An 18,718-nucleotide genomic window follows, 5' to 3' on the forward strand; every position below is an offset into this window, starting at 1 on the left:
CCTAGCGTCAGTGACTGATGAATTAAGCGGACGAAGCCCGTGCCAGGCCATGCGCCGCGCGGGCCTTTGACTATCATCAATGCCAGCGAGCAAAAAAAGCCTGAATATCTGGGGCTGGAACGCCCCCGCGTAACCGGCAAAGCTACCTGAATGCGCTGGGGCAGTCCAGCCAGGCAGGACTGGCACTTTGCCACAACTCAAGGCATGCTAGCCGCCCTTCGGGCGTCCGGCTTATAGTGCACGTCGCGCGCCAGTCCAGCCAAACCGCAGGATCACAGTTTGTCCAACGTCACGCCGCCCACGCCCTTGCGCGCCGCTCATATTGCGCCGGGAGCGCCCCTGCACGGCACCTTGAAAGGCGCGTTGGCGACGCTTGTCCTGCTATTGCTCGCCTTATTGTTCTGGCAATTGCTTGATCAATTACAGCAAAACCAGAAAAACCAGCAGCAATACACCATCGACTACAGCGCCGACCTGGCCGAGCAGATCAGCCAGAACATGGCCCTGAGCGCACAGATCGCCCTGAACCTGTTGCCGATTGTCGAGCCGCCGCGCAATGCCGAACAGCAGCAGGCCCTGATGCGCACCTTGCAGCGCTCGTTGCCAGACCTGCGCAGCTTCGCCCTGCTCGCCCCCAGCGGCGCACTGATCAGCGACACTGCCAAAGGCAGCCAAGACAGTGCCCTGCTCGAAGACCTGGTCAAGCGCAGTCACGCCCAGTCCTACTACCTGAGCAACGACAATGACGGCACGGTCATCTATCTGTTGCTGCACCAACCCAGCGGTGGCTCCAAGGTGTACTGGGCCTTGCGCCTGGCGCCCAATTACCTGGCCAACCTCACACGCCAGGATGCCCAGGGTCAACGCCCGATGTGGGCGATCGAGAACAGCCTGAACCATCGTGTGGTCAGCCGTGACAGCGGGATGCCGGCGCAGTGGTCCGGCGCCCTGACGCCGGAAGAGTTGAACCGCAGTGTGCTGGTCACGCCTTTAAGCAAAAGCGACTGGCAACTGCGCGGCCTGTTTGACCGTAGCGCGGTGCTGGAACAACTGCTGCCTGCCTTTATCGGCAAGTGCCTGCTGGGCCTGGCGTTTTCGCTGGTCCCGGTGATCGTGCTGCTCAACATGCGCCGCCGCCAACGCCAAGTGCATGAAGGCCGGCGACGCTACCAGGACATCTTCGAGGGCACAGGCGTGGCGTTGTGCGTGCTTGACCTGTCCGGGCTCAAGGCGTTTTGCAACAAGACCCAGGTTCAAAGCCGCGAGCAGTTGCACGCCTGGTTGCAGGCCAACCCCACTGAGCGCAAGCAACTGCTCAAAGAGTTGCGCGTCACCGAGGTCAACCAGATGGCCGTGCGCCTGCTCAACGTCGCGTCCTGCGAGCAGGCCTGGGAACGCCTGATCGATGATTGCCCGCGCAATGCCACGTCCATCGGCTATCAGGTGCTGGAAGCTGTACTGACCCGGCAAAAACAGCTGGAGCTGGAAATCCAGCTCAACGACGTGGCCGGCAACGAACAGTACCTGTGGCTGGTGATGCGTTTGCCGGAACAGCAGGATGACGTCAAGGCCGTGATTCTCAGCATCAGCGACATCACCAGCCGCAAGCTGATCGAGTTGTCGCTGGTGGAGCGTGAAAGTTTCTGGTCGGATGTGGTGCGCACCGTGCCTGATCACCTGTATGTGCAGGACGTGATCAGCCAGCGCATGATTTTCAGCAACCATCATCTGGGCCACACCCTGGGCTACAACAAAGCCGAACTGCAGCAAATGGGTGAGTACTTCTGGGAAATCCTGCTGCACCCCGAAGACGCCGAGCATTACCACGATTTGCGCCAGCAGCAACGCCAAGCCGCTTATACGACCCAACTGCACTGCCAACTGCGCTTTCGTCACCGCAATAACCAGTGGCGCCGCTTCGATATCCGCGAACAGGCCCTGGCCCGCGATACGTCCACAGTGGTCACCCGAATCATCGGCGTGGCCAAGGACATTACCGACCAGATCGAGGCCAGTGAATCGCTGCGCGACAGTGAACAGCGCTACCGGATGCTGGCCGAAAGCATCAGCGACGTGATCTGCTCCACCGATAGCCAACTGGCCCTCAACTACATCAGCCCCTCGGTCAACACCGTCCTGGGCTATGACGTGGACTGGGTGTTCAAGAACGGTTGGCAGTCGATCGTTGCCAACCCTCAGCAGTTGACCGGCATTTACAACCTGATGGAACAGGTCAGCCGCGCCCTCGGCAACCCCGACGCCTTGAACACCTTGCGCGATGAAGTCCAGACCCAACTGTTTCTGTTCGACTGCCTGCGCGCCGACGGGCGCAAGGTGCCGATAGAACTGCGCCTGGTGCTGGTGTGGGATGAACATGGCGGGTTTGAAGGCATCCTCGGCGTGGGCCGCGATATCAGCCAGCAACGCCGCGCCGAAAAAGACCTGCGCATGGCGGCCACGGTATTCGAACATTCCACCTCGGCGATCCTGATCACCGACCCGGCCGGTTATATCGTGCAGGCCAACGAGGCGTTCAGCCGGGTCAGCGGCTATGAAGTGGCGGATGTGCTCGACCAATTGCCGAACATGCTCACCGTCGACGAGCAGCAGGAAGCCCATCTGCGTTATGTACTCAAACAGCTGCATCAGCACAGCACCTGGGAAGGTGAAGTGTGGCTCAAGCGCCGCAATGGCGAGCATTACCCGGCCTGGGTGGGCATTACCGCGGTGTTCGACGATGAAGGCGACCTGGCCAGCTACGTGTGTTTCTTCAGCGATATCAGCGAGCGCAAGGCCAGTGAACAGCGCATCCACCGCCTGGCCTACTATGACGCCCTGACCCACCTGCCCAACCGCACCCTGTTCCAGGACCGCCTGCACACCGCGTTGCAGTCCGCCGAACGGCAGAAGTCGTGGGTGGTGCTGATGTTCCTCGACCTTGACCGCTTCAAGCCGATCAACGACTCCCTCGGCCACGCAGCCGGCGACCGCATGCTCAAGGAAATGGCCACGCGCCTGCTCGGCTGCGTGGCCGAGGACGACACCGTGGCGCGCATGGGCGGCGACGAGTTCACCTTGCTCCTGCAACCACGGGTCAGCCGCGAGATGGCGCTGAACCGCGCCATTCATGTGGCCGAGCAGATCCTCGCCAGCCTGGTCAAGCCCTTTGTGCTGGAGGGTCGCGAGTTCTTCGTGACCGCCAGTATCGGCATCGCCCTGAGCCCGCAAGACGGCAACGAGCTGAGCCAATTGATGAAAAACGCCGACACGGCGATGTATCACGCTAAAGAGCGCGGCAAGAACAACTTCCAGTTCTACCAGGCCGACATGAACGCCAGCGCCCTGGAGCGCCTGGAGCTGGAAAGCGACCTGCGCCACGCCTTGGACCAGAACGAATTCGTGCTCTATTACCAGCCGCAATTCAGCGGCGACGGCAAACGCCTGACCGGCGCCGAAGCCCTGCTGCGCTGGCGCCACCCGCGCCGTGGCCTGGTACCGCCCGGGGACTTTATCCCAGTGCTGGAAGAACTCGGGCTGGTGGTGGATGTGGGCGACTGGGTGATTGGCGAGGCCTGTCGACAGCTCAAGACCTGGCACCAGAACAAGGTGCGCGTGCCGAAAGTCTCAGTGAACATCTCGGCGCGGCAGTTCTCCGACGGCCAGTTGGGCACGCGCATCGCCACCATCCTCAAGGACACCGGCCTGCCGCCGGCGTGCCTGGAGCTGGAACTGACCGAAAGTATCCTGATGCGTGAAGTCAACGAAGCGCTGCAGATCCTCGCCAGCCTGAAAAACCTGGGCCTGAGCATCGCGGTGGATGACTTCGGCACCGGTTATTCGTCGCTCAACTACCTCAAGCAATTCCCCATCGATGTGCTGAAGATCGACCGCACCTTCGTCGACGGCCTGCCCTCGGGTGAGCAGGACGCACAGATTGCCCGGGCGATCATTGCCATGGCCCACAGCCTGAACCTGGCGGTGATTGCCGAAGGGGTGGAAACCCATGAGCAGTTGGACTTCCTGCGTGAGCATGGCTGTGATGAGGTGCAGGGTTACCTGTTCGGGCGGCCGATGCCGGCGAATCGGTTTGAGGTGCAGTTCAGTAATGATGCGCTGTTCATGTTCGACTGAAAGCTGTGGCGGGGCTTAGGTTTTTTTGTAGGAGCGAGCTTGCTCGCGAAAAACTCACAGGCACCGCGTTCATTCAGGATGCACGCGTTATCGTTGACGTTTTTCGCGAGCAAGCTCGCTCCTACAGAAGAAGGCGATGTACCCATCACCGGCACCGCCCATCCCCAGATGAGCCCCACTTGTCCGCGACATGATGTCCTTTCATATGCCATCTAAAACCCATTGAGTTAGAATGCCCTCCTTTTCTGCCCCCGATCCTTGAGGACCGCCATGTTCAGCCGTGATTTGACTATTGCCAAGTACGACGCCGATCTCTTCGCCGCCATGGAGCAAGAAGCCGTGCGCCAGGAAGAGCACATTGAGCTGATCGCTTCGGAAAACTACACCAGCCCTGCGGTGATGGAGGCTCAAGGTTCGGTTCTGACCAACAAGTACGCCGAAGGCTACCCAGGCAAGCGCTACTACGGTGGTTGCGAGTACGTCGACGTGGTTGAGCAGTTGGCCATCGACCGTGCAAAAGAACTGTTCGGCGCCGATTATGCCAACGTCCAGCCACACGCCGGTTCCCAAGCCAACAGCGCCGTGTACCTGGCCCTGCTGCAAGGCGGCGACACCATCCTGGGCATGAGCCTGGCCCACGGCGGTCACCTGACCCACGGCGCCAGCGTTTCTTCCTCCGGCAAGCTGTACAACGCCGTCCAGTACGGTATCGATGCCAACGGCCTGATCGACTACGACGAAGTCGAGCGCCTGGCGGTTGAGCACAAGCCAAAAATGATCGTGGCCGGTTTCTCTGCCTACTCGCAGATCCTGGACTTCCCACGCTTCCGTGAAATCGCCGACAAGGTCGGTGCCTACCTGTTCGTCGACATGGCCCACGTGGCCGGTCTGGTGGCTGCGGGCGTTTACCCCAACCCAGTGCCTTACGCCGACGTGGTCACCACCACTACCCACAAGACCCTGCGCGGTCCACGTGGCGGCCTGATCCTGGCGCGTGCCAATGCCGAGATCGAGAAGAAGCTCAACTCCGCCGTGTTCCCGGGCGCCCAAGGCGGCCCGCTGGAGCACGTGATCGCGGCCAAGGCGATCTGCTTCAAGGAAGCACTGCAGCCTGAGTTCAAGACCTACCAGCAGCAAGTGGTCAAGAACGCCAAGACCATGGCCAGCGTGTTCATCGAGCGCGGTTTTGATGTGGTGTCCGGCGGTACTGAAAACCACCTGTTCCTGCTGTCGCTGATCAAGCAGGACATTTCCGGTAAAGATGCTGACGCTGCCCTGGGCAAAGCCTTCATCACCGTGAACAAGAACTCCGTGCCGAACGACCCACGTTCGCCGTTCGTCACCTCCGGCCTGCGCTTCGGCACCCCGGCAGTGACCACCCGTGGCTTCAAGGAAGCCGAGTGCAAGGAACTGGCGGGCTGGATCTGCGACATCCTGGCCGACCTGAACAACGAAGCCGTGATCGACGCGGTACGTGAGAAGGTCAAGGCCATCTGCAAGAAGCTGCCGGTATACGGCGCGTAACTGCAGTTGCTTGAATAAAAGCCCGGCTTTTGTGCCGGGCTTTTTTATGCCGATTGTCCCGTCCTGAATAAGGTTTACGCCTTCTGACCTATCTTCAGGAGGAGTCAATGGATTCAGGCAAAAGGCGGAGCCAGCGTGACTACACGCTAGCCTTTAAATTATCGGTCGTAGACCAGGTCGAAAAGGGCGAGTTGAGTTATAAAGAGGCTCAACGGCGCTACGGCATTCAGGGCCGGTCCACGGTACTGGTCTGGCTACGCAAGCACGGCCGGCAGGACTGGAGTCAAGGCGCCTCAATTCGAGAACCGAGGAGCAGGTCCATGACCGAGCCAACCCTCCCGCTGACCCCCGAGCAGCGGATCAAAGAGCTTGAAGAACAGCTGGCGCTAAGTAATCAGAAAGCGCAATTCTTCGAAGCCGTTGTGAATGTTCAGACGAAGTACTGCGGTGTTGCCGTCGTAAGCAAGCGACCCGGCAAGTCCTCTCGCAAGGGCAAATCCAAGGCCTGAGCGTCACCAGGGCTTGCCTGTTCATGGGCATTTCGCGCCAAGCGTATTACCAACGCAATCGGGCTTTCGACGAGAGGGCTCGTCAAGATCAAGAAGTCATGGACTATGTTCTTGAAAAGCGCCGCCGCCAACCACGGATAGGCACGCGCAAGCTGCATTACCTGATGAGCGTCGAAGTTGGCGCATCAGTGCGGGTCGGCAGAGACCGCCTGTTTAGCATCCTGCGCAACGCTCGAGAACTGGTTGTGCGCAAACGGGCTTACCACAAAACGACAGACAGCCATCACCGTTTTCGACGCCATCCTAACCTGCTCAAAGCGGGTCAGGACCAGATTGTGGCCAATAGGCCAGAGCAGGTCTGGGTTGCAGATATAACCTACCTGCCGACACGGGAAAGCGTGGTTTATGTGAGCCTGGTGACAGACGCCTACTCGCGCAAGATCGTAGGGCATCATGTGCATGAGAGCTTGCATACCGAGTCGGTGATCAAGGCGATGGCAAAGGCAGTTGGCGAACGTCGAAGCAAGCAGCCACTGATCCATCACTCAGCCCGCGGAGCCCAATACTGCTCTGCGCGTTATCAACGTTTGCACACTAGTCATGGCATCAGATGCTCAATGACCGACGGCTATGACTGCTACCAGAATGCTCTGGCGGAGAGGATAAACGGCATTTTGAAGACCGAGTTCCTGCTGTATCGCCCTAAAAATCTGGCGGACGCAGTGAAAATGGTGGATGAGTCGGTGCTGATCTACAACGGGGAACGGCCACACCTGTCCCTGAAATACAAAACGCCCGATGCGGTGCATCGGGCGTTTTGAGACTGAAACAGGGTGTAAACCTATTTCAGGACTGGACAGATTTCAATTTGAAACAGGGTCAAGTGTGGGAGCTGGCTTGCCTGCGATGGCGGTTGTGCAGCCAGCCCATCAGTGATTGACCCACCGCTATCGCAGGCAAGCCAGCTCCCACATTGGCTTGCATTTCAAGCCGGGTTCATTGGTAGACCCGCTCAAAGCCTTGGCGAATCTTGTCTTCGGGCAGCTCATCGGCAATAAACACAATCACACTCTCCCGCGCCTCGCCCTCGGCCCATTCGGTATCCCAGTCGAAGCCATAGAGCTTCAGCACGCCCTGGAACACCATGCGCCGGTCTTCCCCGGCAATATTGAGCACGCCTTTGTAGCGCAGCAGTTGCTTGCCGTGGTCCTCCAGCAGTTCGTTCATGAACTCGCTGAGGCGGTCGATATCCAGCGGCTGGTCGGTGCGCAGCACCAGGCTGGAAATACGGTCGACCGAAGGCGCTGCACTCACCGGGCGCAGGCTCATGCCGGCATTGAGGTTGAAGCCGCGCACATCCAGCAATTCGGCCAAATCAATCTTGCCGTGGTCCACCACACGAATCGGCGCACGGCGGTTGATGCGGGTGAGGCGCTGGCTGAGGGCGTCGAAGCTGGCGTCGTCTACCAGGTCGCGCTTGCTCACCAACAGGCGGTCGGCAAAGCCGATCTGGGCCTGGGCGATGGTCTGGGTCAGGTGATGCTCAGCGTGGGCCGCATCCACCAGGGTGATGATGCCGTCGAGGATATAACGCTCGCGCAGTTCTTCGTCGATGAAGAACGTCTGGGCCACCGGCGCAGGGTCGGCCAGGCCGGTGCATTCGATCACTAGCCGGTCGAAGGCGATCTCGCCGCTGTCCAGGCGTTCCAGCAGCAGGTACAGGGCTTTGGTCAGGTCGGTGTGGATGGTGCAGCACACGCAGCCGTTGGAGAGGGTCATCACTTGCACCGGCTCGTCGCCCAGCAATTGGGTGTCGATACCGGCGTCACTGAATTCGTTTTCGATCACGGCGATTTTCAAGCCGTGCTCGGCCTTGAGCAGGTGGCGCAGCAAGGTGGTCTTGCCGGCCCCGAGGAAGCCGCTGAGGATGGTGACGGGGATGGGAGAGGACAAAGAGATTCTCCTGAAAAAAGGGAACGCAAAAACAACTGTAGGAGCGAGCTTGCTCGCGAAGAACGTCAACGATAACGCGTGCTGTCTGGATGCACGTGGTGTCCTTGGGTTTTTCGCGAGCAAGCTCGCTCCTACAGGTAAGGCAGTTTTACCAACTTAGCAGCACTTGGGCCCACCCTTGCCGCCATAACGGGCTTCCTGGCGCTCCCGGAAGAACGCCTTGTAGTCCATCACCGGCTTGTCCGGGTGTTTGGTTTGCATATGCTCGACGTAGGTGTCGTAGTCGGGCATGCCGACCATCAGGCGGGCGGCCTGACCGAGGTATTTACCGAGGCGACTGATGTCATTGAACATGCTTGCAATCCTCGTTTACGCGTCCGGTACAGCCTGGAACGGGGCTTCTTTATCCGTACGCTCTTTGTTGCCCCAGGCGGCTACACCCACCTTGAGCGCATAGAACAGGATGCTGAACACCACGAACAGGAACAGCGCCGTCAGCGTTGCGTTGGTGTAGGCGTTCCAGATCACGTGCTGCATCTGGTCGATGCTCTTGGCCGGAGCCAGGATCTGGCCGTTAGCCAGGGCATCGCTGTATTTCTTGGCCAGCGACAGGAAGCCGATCGCCGGGTTGGCGTCGAACAGCTTGATGAAGCCCGCAGTGGTGGTGCAGATCAACAGCCACACCGCTGGCAACATGGTCCCCCAGATGTAGCGCGGGCGCTTCATTTTGATCAGCACAACGGTCGCCAGCATCAGCGCGATCCCCGCCAGCATCTGGTTGGAGATACCGAACAGCGGCCACAAGGTGTTGATACCACCCAGCGGGTCGATTACGCCCTGGTACAGCAAGTAACCCCACATCGCCACGCAGCCTGCGGTAGCAATCAGGTTGGCGGTCCAGGACTCGGTGCGTTTGAGCGCCGGCACGAACGAACCCAACAGGTCCTGCAGCATGAAGCGACCGGCACGGGTGCCGGCGTCGACCGCCGTGAGGATGAACAGCGCTTCGAACAGGATCGCAAAGTGGTACCAGAACGCCATGGTGTTTTCACCTGGCAGCACACTGTGCAGGATCTGTGCGATACCTCCCGCCAGCGTCGGCGCACCGCCGGCACGGGCCAGGATGGTGGTTTCCCCGATATCGTGGGCCACGGCAGAGAGCGCCTCAGGGGTAATTGCAAAGCCCCAGCTGCTGACGGTTTGCGCCACGGTGACCACGTCGGTGCCGACAATGGCAGCCGGGCTGTTCATGGCGAAGTACACGCCAGGCTCGATCACCGAGGCGGCAACCATCGCCATGATGGCCACGAACGACTCCATCAACATGCCGCCGTAGCCGATGTAACGGGCGTGGCTTTCACTGGCGAGCAATTTGGGCGTGGTGCCCGAAGAGATCAGCGCGTGGAAGCCCGAGACCGCGCCACAAGCGATGGTGATGAACAGGAACGGGAACAGGCCGCCCTTCCACACCGGGCCAGTGCCGTCGATGAACTGGGTCAGCGCTGGCATTTTCAGGTCAGGCATGGTGACCAGGATGCCAATCGCCAGGGCGATGATGGTGCCGATTTTCAGGAACGTCGACAGGTAGTCGCGGGGCGCCAGAATCAGCCACACCGGCAGCACAGCGGCCACGAAACCGTAGCCGATGAGCATCCAGGTGATCTGAATGCCGGTGAAGGTGAACGCCTTGGCCCACACCGGATCAGCGGCAATCTGCCCGCCCAGCCAGATCGAACCCAGCAGCAACAGCACGCCGATGATCGAGATTTCACCGATGCGGCCCGGGCGGATGTAGCGCATGTAGATGCCCATGAACATCGCGATCGGGATGGTCGCCATCACCGTGAAGATGCCCCATGGGCTCTCGGCCAGGGCCTTGACCACGATCAGCGCCAGCACCGCGAGGATGATGATCATGATCAGGAAGCAGCCGAACAGCGCGATGGTCCCGGGAATGCGGCCCATCTCTTCGCGAACCATATCTCCCAGGGAACGGCCGTTGCGACGGGTGGACAGGAACAGGACCATGAAGTCTTGCACCGCACCGGCCAGCACCACCCCGGCAATCAGCCAGAGGGTACCGGGCAGATAGCCCATTTGCGCCGCCAGCACCGGGCCGACCAACGGGCCTGCACCGGCAATCGCCGCAAAATGGTGACCGAAAAGAATGTGTTTGTTGGTCGGTACATAGTCCAGACCATCGTTGTTGACCACCGCAGGGGTTGCCCGCCGTGGGTCGAGTTGCATCACGTTGTTGGCGATGAACAGACTGTAGTAACGGTATGCAACCAGGTAGATGGCTACTGCAGCGACCACAATCCACAAGGCGTTGATCGCCTCGCCGCGGCGCAAGGCCACTACGCCCAGGGCGCACGCTCCTACAATTGCCAGCACCAGCCAGGGTAAGTGGCGTAGCAGGCTATTATTATTTTTCATTTTTATATTCCAGCCAGGGTGGACAGAAAGGACAGCCAGCCCGAGTTTAGCGCTACTGGCCTTAAAGACCAGCCCCCTACGTTGGTCTAGAGCCTTCAACCGTTAAAAAAAGCCGAAATAAACGCCCCTTGATGGCCCCGGGCTACACTCCTCCCATTCACAGAGGGCTATACCATGACCGAGCATGCGTCTGAACGTCGCCGTTTTCGCCGGATCGCCTTTGATGCCACTGCCGAACTTCGGCAAAACGGCAGCGAATGGCCGGTGAAACTGGTGGATCTGTCACTCAAGGGATTGTTGGTGGAACGGCCTGAAGGCTGGAAAGGGAATAAAGCGCTGCCCTTTGACGTCGACATACGACTGGACCAGAAGACGCATATAAAGATGCAAGCGCGGCTGACCCATGAAGATCAGGGTCAATTGGGCTTTGTGTGCAAACACATTGATCTGGATTCGATCAGCCATTTGCGTAGGTTCGTTGAGTTGAACCTGGGTGATGAGCAAGAGCTGGAGCGCGAGCTGGGCGCCCTGCTGGAGATCTGAAACACACATCAATCAAAATGTGGGAGCTGGCTTGCCTGCGATGACGGTGTCTCAGGCAAGGATGGGTAAGCTGACCCGCCGCTATCGCAGGCAAGCCAGCTCCCACAGGGGTTACTCGAACAGCGCATCCAAGGCTTGTTCCAGACGGGTAACGCCGATGACCTGCAAGCCTTGGGGCATTTCTTTCGGCGCATTGCCCTTGGGCACAATCGCGCGTTTGAAGCCATGCTTGGCCGCTTCCTTCAAGCGCTCCTGCCCACTCGGCACCGGGCGCACTTCACCCGACAAACCCACCTCGCCAAACACCAGCAAGTCATGGGGCAGCGGCCGGTTACGCAGGCTAGACATCACCGCCGCCATCAACGCCAGGTCCGACGCGGTCTCCAACACCTTGACCCCGCCCACCACGTTGAGGAACACGTCCTGGTCGTGGGTTGGAATGCCGCCATGCCGGTGCAGCACCGCCAGCAACATCGCCAGGCGATTCTGGTCCAGGCCCAGCGTGACCCGCCGTGGGTTGGCCAAATGGCTGTCATCCACCAGCGCCTGGACTTCCACCAGCATCGGCCGGGTGCCTTCCCACGTCGCCATCACCACACTGCCTGGGACTTCTTCCTGAGCGCGGGTGAGAAAAATTGCCGAGGGGTTAGAGACTTCTTTCAGCCCCCGGTCGGTCATGGCGAACACACCCAGTTCGTTGACGGCGCCAAAGCGGTTCTTCACCGCCCGCAGCAGGCGCAGGCGACCGTCGGATTCCCCTTCGAAATACAACACGGTGTCGACCATGTGTTCCAACACCCGTGGCCCGGCCAGTGCGCCTTCCTTGGTGACATGGCCGACCAGGAAGATCGCCGTGCCGCTCTGCTTGGCGTAACGCACCAGCAGCGCCGCACTTTCGCGCACTTGGGACACGCCACCGGGTGCCGATTGCAGTTGTTCGGTGAAAATCGTCTGGATCGAGTCGATGACCATGACCTTGGGCTTTTCGATGCGCGCCGTGGCGATGATGCTTTCGATGCAGGTTTCGGTCATGACCCGCAGTTGGTCCTGAGGCAAGCCCAGGCGCCGGGCACGCATGGCCACTTGCTGCTGGGACTCTTCGCCGGTGACATACAGCGCAGGCATGCGGCTGGCGATGCTGCACAGGGTTTGCAGCAGGATCGTGGACTTGCCGATGCCAGGGTCACCGCCGATCAGCACCACCGAGCCGTCCACCAGGCCACCGCCCAAAACCCGGTCCAGTTCGCCGGAGGCGGTGGAAAAGCGCGGGATCTCTTCGACGCTGACTTCGGCCAGGGTCTTGATCTGTGCCTGTTGCCCGGTCCAGCCGGCACGGCCGGGGGGGGCCGCGGAACCGCCACTCTCGATCATGGTTTCAGTCAGGGTGTTCCACGCGCCGCATTCGGAGCACTGGCCCGCCCATTTGGGAAAGGTCGCACCGCACTCCGTGCAGCCGTACATGCGCTTGGCCTTTGCCATGTGAGAACCTCCAACCGAAAAACCGCGATGATAGCTCAGCGCGACGCTGGGGTCCGGATTTCGCCTTTGGCTAAACGTGAAGCACTGTTACCCACGGGGTCCTCGGCGTTCAGGTCGGCGCCTTTGGCTTGCAGCGCCCCCAGCAACTCGACGCGCTTGAACAGCCCGGCGTACATGGCAGCAGTTTGCCCCGCGCCGTTGCGCTGGTCTGGGTTGCAGTCGGTGGCCAACAAGCGTTGGGCGATTTTCAGCTCGCCTTTGAAAATGGCACCCATCAACGCTGTATTGCCGCGTTTATCCTGCACGCAGGCGTCGGCGCCGGCATCGAGCAGACGCTCCACATAGGGGCCCTGGCCGTGATAAGCAGCCAGGATCAACGCGGTGTAGCCCTTGTCGTCCTGGGTATTGAGGCCGTAGCCGGACTCTATGAAGGTGTTGAGCATGTCGAGGTCGCCACGACGGGCGGCGTCAAAATAGTAATCCTGCAACTGCGCCTTGAGCGCCACCGGGTCGGGGGACTCGGCATGGGCGATAAAGGCCAGCATGCTCATCAGCAAACCGATAGAAATACGCATGGTGTCTCTCCTGCCAAAGGTCGACGCCCGTGAAGGCGCCGACCGCAACCAACGAATCAGTCAGTCAGTTTTTCCGCCAGCGCCTTTACGCGAGCCAGGTCGCCCTTGGCGACCTTGGCCACGCCGGTGCCGTATTCCGGATCCGCCTTGTAGAGGAACGACAGGATGATGTGCTTGCTCTCGTCATCGGTGGTGGCCAATGAGCCGCCGAAGTTGTTGATCAAGTCCTCACGCTCTTTCTTGGTGTAGGAACGGTACAGGTCACCGGCCTGCTTGAAGTTCTGCTCACGCTGGATCTTGGCCTGCTGGGTGCTGCCCGACAGCGGCGACTGGCTGTAGCGCGCGGTTTGCGGCTCTTCGCGTGGCAACAGGCGGCTTGGCTGGTAGTTCACGCCAGTGGTGGTCTTGCCGAAGTTCATCGCGCCATCCTGGTTGCCGTTGTTGACGGTGCCCCGTGGAGCGTTGATCGGCAGTTGCAGGGCGTTCGCGCCCAGGCGGTACATCTGCGTATCGGCATAGGAGAACACGCGCCCCTGCAGCAAGCGGTCTTCCGACGGCTCGATACCCGGTACCAGGTTGGCCGGGGCCATCGCGACTTGCTCGGTTTCCTGGAACACATTGGCCGGGTTGCGGTTCAGCACCATTTGCCCGACTTTGCGCTCGGGCACATTCGGCCAGATCTTGGTGGCATCCAGTGGGTCGAAATCAAACTTGGCCAGGTCCTCAGGCTTGAGTACTTGCACGTACAAGTCCCACTTAGGGAAGTCGCCTTTGTTGATGTGCGTGACCAGATCATTGGTCATATGGCTGTAGTCACGCCCCTGCACCTCGGTCACTTGCTTGGGATCAAGGTTCTTGATGCCCTGCAGGCTCTTCCAATGGAACTTGACGTAGTGCACTTCGCCTTTGGCGTTAATCAACTTGTAGGCATGTACACCATTACCGTCCATTTCGCGGTAACTGGCAGGGGTACCGGAGTCCGAGTACAACTCGGTCAGTGTACGAGTGGACTCTGGAACATGGGAGAAGAAGTCGAAACGGCGCGAGTCATCGTCCAGGTTAGTGCGCGGGTCCGGTTTAAAGGCATGGACCATGTCCGGAAACTTGATGGCATCGCGAATAAAGAACGTGGGGAAATTATTGCCGACCAGGTCCCAGTTACCTTCGGCGGTATAGAACTTGGTGGCGAAGCCCCGTGGGTCCCGCAGGGTTTCCGGCGAGTGGTTGCCGTGCACTACGGCCGAGAAGCGTACAAACACCGGCGTGGTTTCACCGGCGGCGAACACTTTGGCCTTGGTCAGGTCGCTGAGGTTGTCGGTCACGGTGAAGGTGCCATGGGCGCCCGTGCCGCGTGCGTGCACCACGCGCTCCGGGATGCGTTCGCGGTCGAAGCGCTGCAGCTTCTGGATCAGTTGCACATCCTGCAGCAACACCGGGCCATTGGCGCCGGCGGTCTGGGAGTTCTGGTTATCACCGACGTTGGCCCCGTTATCGCGGGTCAGGTTGGCGGCTTGCACAGAGAGGGAAAGCAGGCTGGCGGTCACCAGTGCCAGCGCATGGCGCGCCGACACGGGCCTGCGGCTGATTGGAGTGTTCATCGAGGTTTCCTCTGGTTTTTTTAGCGCACATTCTGTTGTGCTTGTCAGAGGCTAGTGACCTGCGAGTCAGAAGATAAATAGAAAAACACCACAGGCCCGATTAAGAAAAAAATCTGGTAACTCGCTGAAATAGCCGCTAAATCGCGCGCGATTGATGGCACTTTGCAAACTATTTGCGATTTGATGTGTCGATAAAAACCGACAGTGTTAACAGTTGTGTCGAGCAAGCGCTGTTCGACTGAATTACACTGACCTCCACCCTCCTCAACTGTAACAAGGAATAACCTATGGGCGTGATCAGTGAGTTCAAGGCCTTCGCGGTCAAAGGTAATGTGGTCGACATGGCCGTCGGTATCATCATCGGTGCTGCCTTCGGCAAGATTGTTTCCTCATTTGTAGGCGACGTGATAATGCCTCCCATCGGCCTGCTGATCGGTGGCGTGGACTTTGCCGATTTGGCCGTCACGCTCAAGGCAGCACAGGGTGATGTCCCCGCTGTGGTCCTGGCCTACGGCAAGTTCATCCAGAGCATCATCGACTTTGTGATCGTCGCGTTTGCAATCTTCATGGGCGTGAAGGCGATCAACCGTCTGAAGCGCGAAGAAGCCGTGGCCCCAAGCCTGCCGCCGACGCCGAGCAAGGAAGAAGTGCTGCTGGGCGAGATCCGCGATCTGCTCAAGGCACAGAACAACAAGCCGCTTTAACCGGCGGATGCAAAAAAGGCGCCTCGTAAGGCGCCTTTTTTCTACCAATAATTTTCTACCGCTACCTGGCCAGGCCGTCGGCTCAGGCTCAGTTGCATGTCCCGTCGCTTGAGCAACTGGCGCGTGTCATCAACCATCTGCGGGTTGCCGCAAATCAGCACGCGGGAATCCTGCGCCGTCAGCTCCACGCCGGCGGCCCGCTCCAATTCGCCATTTTCGATCAAGGCCGTAATACGCCCGTTCAACGTGCCCGGATACCGCTTGCGGGTGACGATGGGGATGTAGGTGAGCTTGTGAGCGTATTCGGCCAGGTATTCACGCTCGCCCAATGTGTTGATCAGCGACTGGTAGGCCAGTTCCCTGGCTTCCCGGGCGCTGTACACCAGGATGATGCGTTCGAATTTTTCCCAGGCTTCGAAGTCCTGCAGGATCGACAGAAACGGCGCAACGCCCGTTCCGGTTCCCAGCAACCATAGGTCGCGCCCGTCGACAAAGCGGTTGAGGGTCAGAAAACCGGTGGCCTGGCGCTCTACCAGCAAGGTATCGCCCGCCCTCAGGCGGCTCAATTCACTGGTGAACTCACCACCGGGGACCACGATGGAAAAGAAATCCAGATGCTCGTCAAACGGCGAAGACACGATGGAATAGGCACGCCAGACGGTGCTGCCATCCGCCTTGGTAACGCCCAGGCGCACGAACTGGCCGGCGGTAAAACGAAAACCGGCATCGCGGGTGGTTCGCAGGGTGAACAGGCTGGGGGTCAGCGATTGCACATCGAGCAGGGTCTGGCGGGTAAATTTCTCAGCACTGGCCGTCATGGGGGGCTCCGTTTTGCACAGGCCTTTAGTGTCCCTCAAAACAGACCGCGCAAACACCGATGATTGGTACTGGCATTTAAAATCGTCCAAGGTACGGGCAGCCACCTTGCGGGCGAGCCTGGCCGTTTTTGGCACAGTCACACGTGAACCCTGCGCGCCACCCTGGCACTAACTATTTGGCTATTAGCACGCTTCGCACACCTCACTAGATGAAACGGCACCCACGACAATATCATTTCAACATTACCTCCAAGCCATTAAGAATATTGAAGAAAAAAAAGCCGACAGGCTCCCTTATACAAAGCCTAGAGCCTTGTACAAAACTGGCATATGAAAGAAATCCTATAGGTAAATTTTATTTCAGACTCACTTGTAGGACTTACCCTACACTTGTTTTCGAGCTGCATTGGGGGATCAGGACGTACCCAAGTCACACAAAAACCTATGGAGAGTCACCGATGGTCAATTGGCATAACACCCGGCTGCCCAAGCTGGAAGGCGAAAGTGAAGTCACCAGTGTGTTTGAGATGGTGATTAACCACACCTATGAGCTGGGTTTCGAATATTGCTCTTTTACGATGAGTTCCCAAACACAAGACACTAAAACAAAACCCATTCTATTCAATAACTATCCAAACGAATGGAGCCATATCTATAAACAAGCACACTACTTCGATGTAGACCCCGTTGTATCCCACTGCAAAAGTTCGGTATTGCCCATTCTCTGGGAGCCAAAAACCTTTGCCAACACCCCCCAGCTGTGGGAGTTGGCCCAGTCATGCGGGGTGCATTTAGGCTGGACCCAAGCCGTGCATGATTTCCAGGGTGTATTCAGCATGCTGACCCTGGTTCGCAGCAAGGGTGAAGTCAGCCCTGAAGAGCTTTACGAAAAAGCCGGCCAGGTGTTGTGGCTTTGCCATGCGATGCATGCGGTCGTCGCGCAGAAGTACGCCGACGCACCCGACATCAAAGCGCCCAGCAAATTGACTGCCCGGGAAACGGAAATCCTCAAGTGGTCCGCGATGGGCAAGACTGCCTCCGAGATTGCCGCGATTCTTTGCCTGTCCGAGCGCACGGTGGGTTTTCATATCAGCAGTACCTTCAAGAAGCTGGGCGTGCATAACAAAATCCAGGCGGTGCTGCGCGCCGCTAAAGCCGGGCTGTTTTAGCCCACGCAAAACACCGCATGTCATCGCGTTGAAAAAAACGTAACATTTACGGCCAATTCTGAGTGTTGAGGGTGCGCTTTCCACGGTTGCCCCGCAGTTCGCTCAGAAGGTCCGTCGATTACCCAGAGCCTTGCCCCACCATGCCCCTGCTTGACAGCCCTTTCGCCCAGCTCGACCTGATTCGTCAGCCAGAGCAACACAATGATCCGCTGCAAGCCTTCGATGCCGCCGACGAATACCTGCTCAGCCACCTCGCCGCGCAACAGCTTACTGCTGCCACCCGCTTGCTGGTCCTCAATGACAGTTTCGGCGCCCTGGCAGCCAGCCTTCAAGGCCAGGTGCAAGTGACCTCCAGCGGTGACTCGTTCCTCGCCGCCCAGGGCCTGGAAAAAAACCTGGTGCGCAACGGCAAGCCCTTTGACGCCGTGCCCTTCATACCGGCCAGCCAGCTCGCGACCGGGCCATTCGATCGCGTGTTGATCCGCGTGCCGAAAACCCTGGCGTTGCTGGAAGAACAACTGATCCGCCTGCAAGGGCAACTGGCGCCCGGCGCCGAGGTAATCGCAGGTGCGATGGTCAAGCATTTGCCACGGGCTGCGGGCGAATTGCTGGAGCGTTATATCGGGCCCATGCACGCCTCATTGGCGGTCAAAAAGGCGCGGCTGTTGATCGCCAGCGTTGAGCCGCGCCCTGCTGCGGTCTCGCCCTACCCGACCCGCTATACCCTGGACGCGCCCGTCATCGAGTTGCGTAACCACGCCAACGTCTTTTCCCGCGAAGGCCGGGACATCGGCCCCCGCGCCTTCCTGCCGCACCTGCCAAAAAACCTGGGCAGCGCCCGCGTGGCGGACCTGGGCTGCGGCAACGGCGTACTGGCGATTGCCAGCGCCCTGCAAAACCCCGGCGCGCACTACACCTTGGTGGATGAGTCGTACATGGCCGTGCAATCGGCCGCCGAAAACTGGCAAGCCGCCTTGGGTGAACGGGACGTCAGCGTACGTGCCGACGACGGCCTGGCCGGCCAGGAGGCGCAGTCGCTGGACGTGGTGCTGTGCAACCCGCCGTTCCACCAACAGCAAGTGGTCGGCGACTTCCTCGCTTGGCGCATGTTCCAGCAGGCACGTGAAGCGCTGGTGGTCGGTGGCGCCTTGTACATCGTCGGGAATCGTCACCTGGGCTACCACAGCAAGCTGGCGCGGCTGTTCCGCGGTGTAGAGCAAGTAGCCGCCACACCCAAGTTCGTAATCCTCAAAGCGCGAAAATAAAAAAGCCCTGATTT

The 18,718-nt window shown here is 59.4% G+C and carries 14 protein-coding genes; 7 read left to right on the forward strand and 7 right to left on the reverse strand.

All coding sequences use genetic code 11. The annotated features are described in order from the left end of the window. Positions 1–279: 279 nt before the first annotated feature. The 3 genes from CER19_RS00135 to CER19_RS00145 all read left to right on the forward strand — a co-directional run bounded on the left by CER19_RS00135 (position 280) and on the right by CER19_RS00145 (position 6,985). Complete coding sequence (locus CER19_RS00135) at positions 280–4,131, forward strand: EAL domain-containing protein (RefSeq protein ID WP_116664954.1); 3,852 nt, start codon at positions 280–282, stop codon at positions 4,129–4,131. 270 nt (positions 4,132–4,401) lie between these two features. Next, a complete protein-coding gene (glyA, locus tag CER19_RS00140) occupies positions 4,402–5,655 on the forward strand; it encodes a serine hydroxymethyltransferase (RefSeq protein WP_116664955.1) in 1,254 nt (417 codons plus the stop codon). Positions 5,656–5,762: 107 nt separating this feature from the next. Then, positions 5,763–6,985 (forward strand): IS3 family transposase gene (locus CER19_RS00145; protein WP_165861584.1). Its coding sequence is split into 2 segments (ribosomal slippage): positions 5,763–6,114 and positions 6,114–6,985, totalling 1,224 coding nucleotides; the frame shifts between segments, so codons are not numbered across the junction. Between the two features lie 175 nt (positions 6,986–7,160). On the opposite strand, the gene yjiA is transcribed toward CER19_RS00145, so the two are convergent. The 3 genes from yjiA to CER19_RS00160 form a co-directional block, all read right to left on the reverse strand. Then, complete coding sequence (gene yjiA, locus CER19_RS00150; RefSeq protein ID WP_014720013.1) at positions 7,161–8,117, reverse strand: GTPase; 957 nt, start codon at positions 8,115–8,117, stop codon at positions 7,161–7,163. Positions 8,118–8,273: 156 nt separating this feature from the next. Continuing rightward, positions 8,274–8,471: a YbdD/YjiX family protein gene (locus tag CER19_RS00155; RefSeq protein WP_003194308.1), complete on the reverse strand. Its 198-nt coding sequence runs from the start codon at positions 8,469–8,471 to the stop codon at positions 8,274–8,276. A gap of 15 nt (positions 8,472–8,486) precedes the next feature. Beyond that, positions 8,487–10,553 carry a carbon starvation CstA family protein gene (locus CER19_RS00160; protein ID WP_116664956.1) on the reverse strand — a complete coding sequence of 689 codons (2,067 nt, stop codon included), beginning with the start codon at positions 10,551–10,553 and terminating at the stop codon, positions 8,487–8,489. 174 nt (positions 10,554–10,727) lie between these two features. Here CER19_RS00160 and CER19_RS00165 point away from each other — a divergent pair, with 174 nt between their 5' ends. After that, positions 10,728–11,096: a PilZ domain-containing protein gene (locus tag CER19_RS00165; protein ID WP_116664957.1), complete on the forward strand. Its 369-nt coding sequence runs from the start codon at positions 10,728–10,730 to the stop codon at positions 11,094–11,096. Positions 11,097–11,207: 111 nt separating this feature from the next. On the opposite strand, the gene radA is transcribed toward CER19_RS00165, so the two are convergent. The 3 genes from radA to katB are packed head-to-tail and all read right to left on the reverse strand — an operon-like array spanning position 11,208 to position 14,748. Further along, a complete protein-coding gene (radA, locus tag CER19_RS00170) occupies positions 11,208–12,575 on the reverse strand; it encodes a DNA repair protein RadA (RefSeq protein ID WP_116664958.1) in 1,368 nt (455 codons plus the stop codon). Positions 12,576–12,610: 35 nt separating this feature from the next. Then, positions 12,611–13,150, reverse strand: coding sequence for an ankyrin repeat domain-containing protein (locus CER19_RS00175; RefSeq protein WP_116664959.1), 540 nt, complete (start codon positions 13,148–13,150; stop codon positions 12,611–12,613). Between the two features lie 56 nt (positions 13,151–13,206). Beyond that, a complete protein-coding gene (gene katB, locus CER19_RS00180) occupies positions 13,207–14,748 on the reverse strand; it encodes a catalase KatB (RefSeq protein WP_116664960.1) in 1,542 nt (513 codons plus the stop codon). Positions 14,749–15,035: 287 nt separating this feature from the next. On the opposite strand from katB, the gene mscL reads away from it, so the two are divergent. Beyond that, on the forward strand, positions 15,036–15,452 hold the full coding sequence (gene mscL, locus CER19_RS00185; protein ID WP_019818024.1) for a large-conductance mechanosensitive channel protein MscL: 417 nt from the start codon (positions 15,036–15,038) through the stop codon (positions 15,450–15,452). Positions 15,453–15,493: 41 nt separating this feature from the next. Here mscL and CER19_RS00190 read toward each other — a convergent pair whose 3' ends face one another. Then, a complete protein-coding gene (locus CER19_RS00190; protein ID WP_116664961.1) occupies positions 15,494–16,270 on the reverse strand; it encodes a ferredoxin--NADP reductase in 777 nt (258 codons plus the stop codon). A gap of 458 nt (positions 16,271–16,728) precedes the next feature. Between CER19_RS00190 and CER19_RS00195 the strand changes: the two genes are divergently transcribed. Then, entirely contained in the window at positions 16,729–17,439 is a 711-nt protein-coding gene (locus CER19_RS00195; protein WP_116664962.1) for a LuxR family transcriptional regulator, read from the forward strand. Positions 17,440–17,579: 140 nt separating this feature from the next. Then, positions 17,580–18,704, forward strand: coding sequence for a class I SAM-dependent methyltransferase (locus tag CER19_RS00200; RefSeq protein WP_116664963.1), 1,125 nt, complete (start codon positions 17,580–17,582; stop codon positions 18,702–18,704). The last annotated feature ends 14 nt before the right edge of the window (positions 18,705–18,718 follow it).

Origin of the sequence: Pseudomonas sp. GL93, from assembly GCF_003408955.1 — a bacterium.
Classification (GTDB): Bacteria; Pseudomonadota; Gammaproteobacteria; order Pseudomonadales; family Pseudomonadaceae; genus Aquipseudomonas; species Aquipseudomonas paracarnis.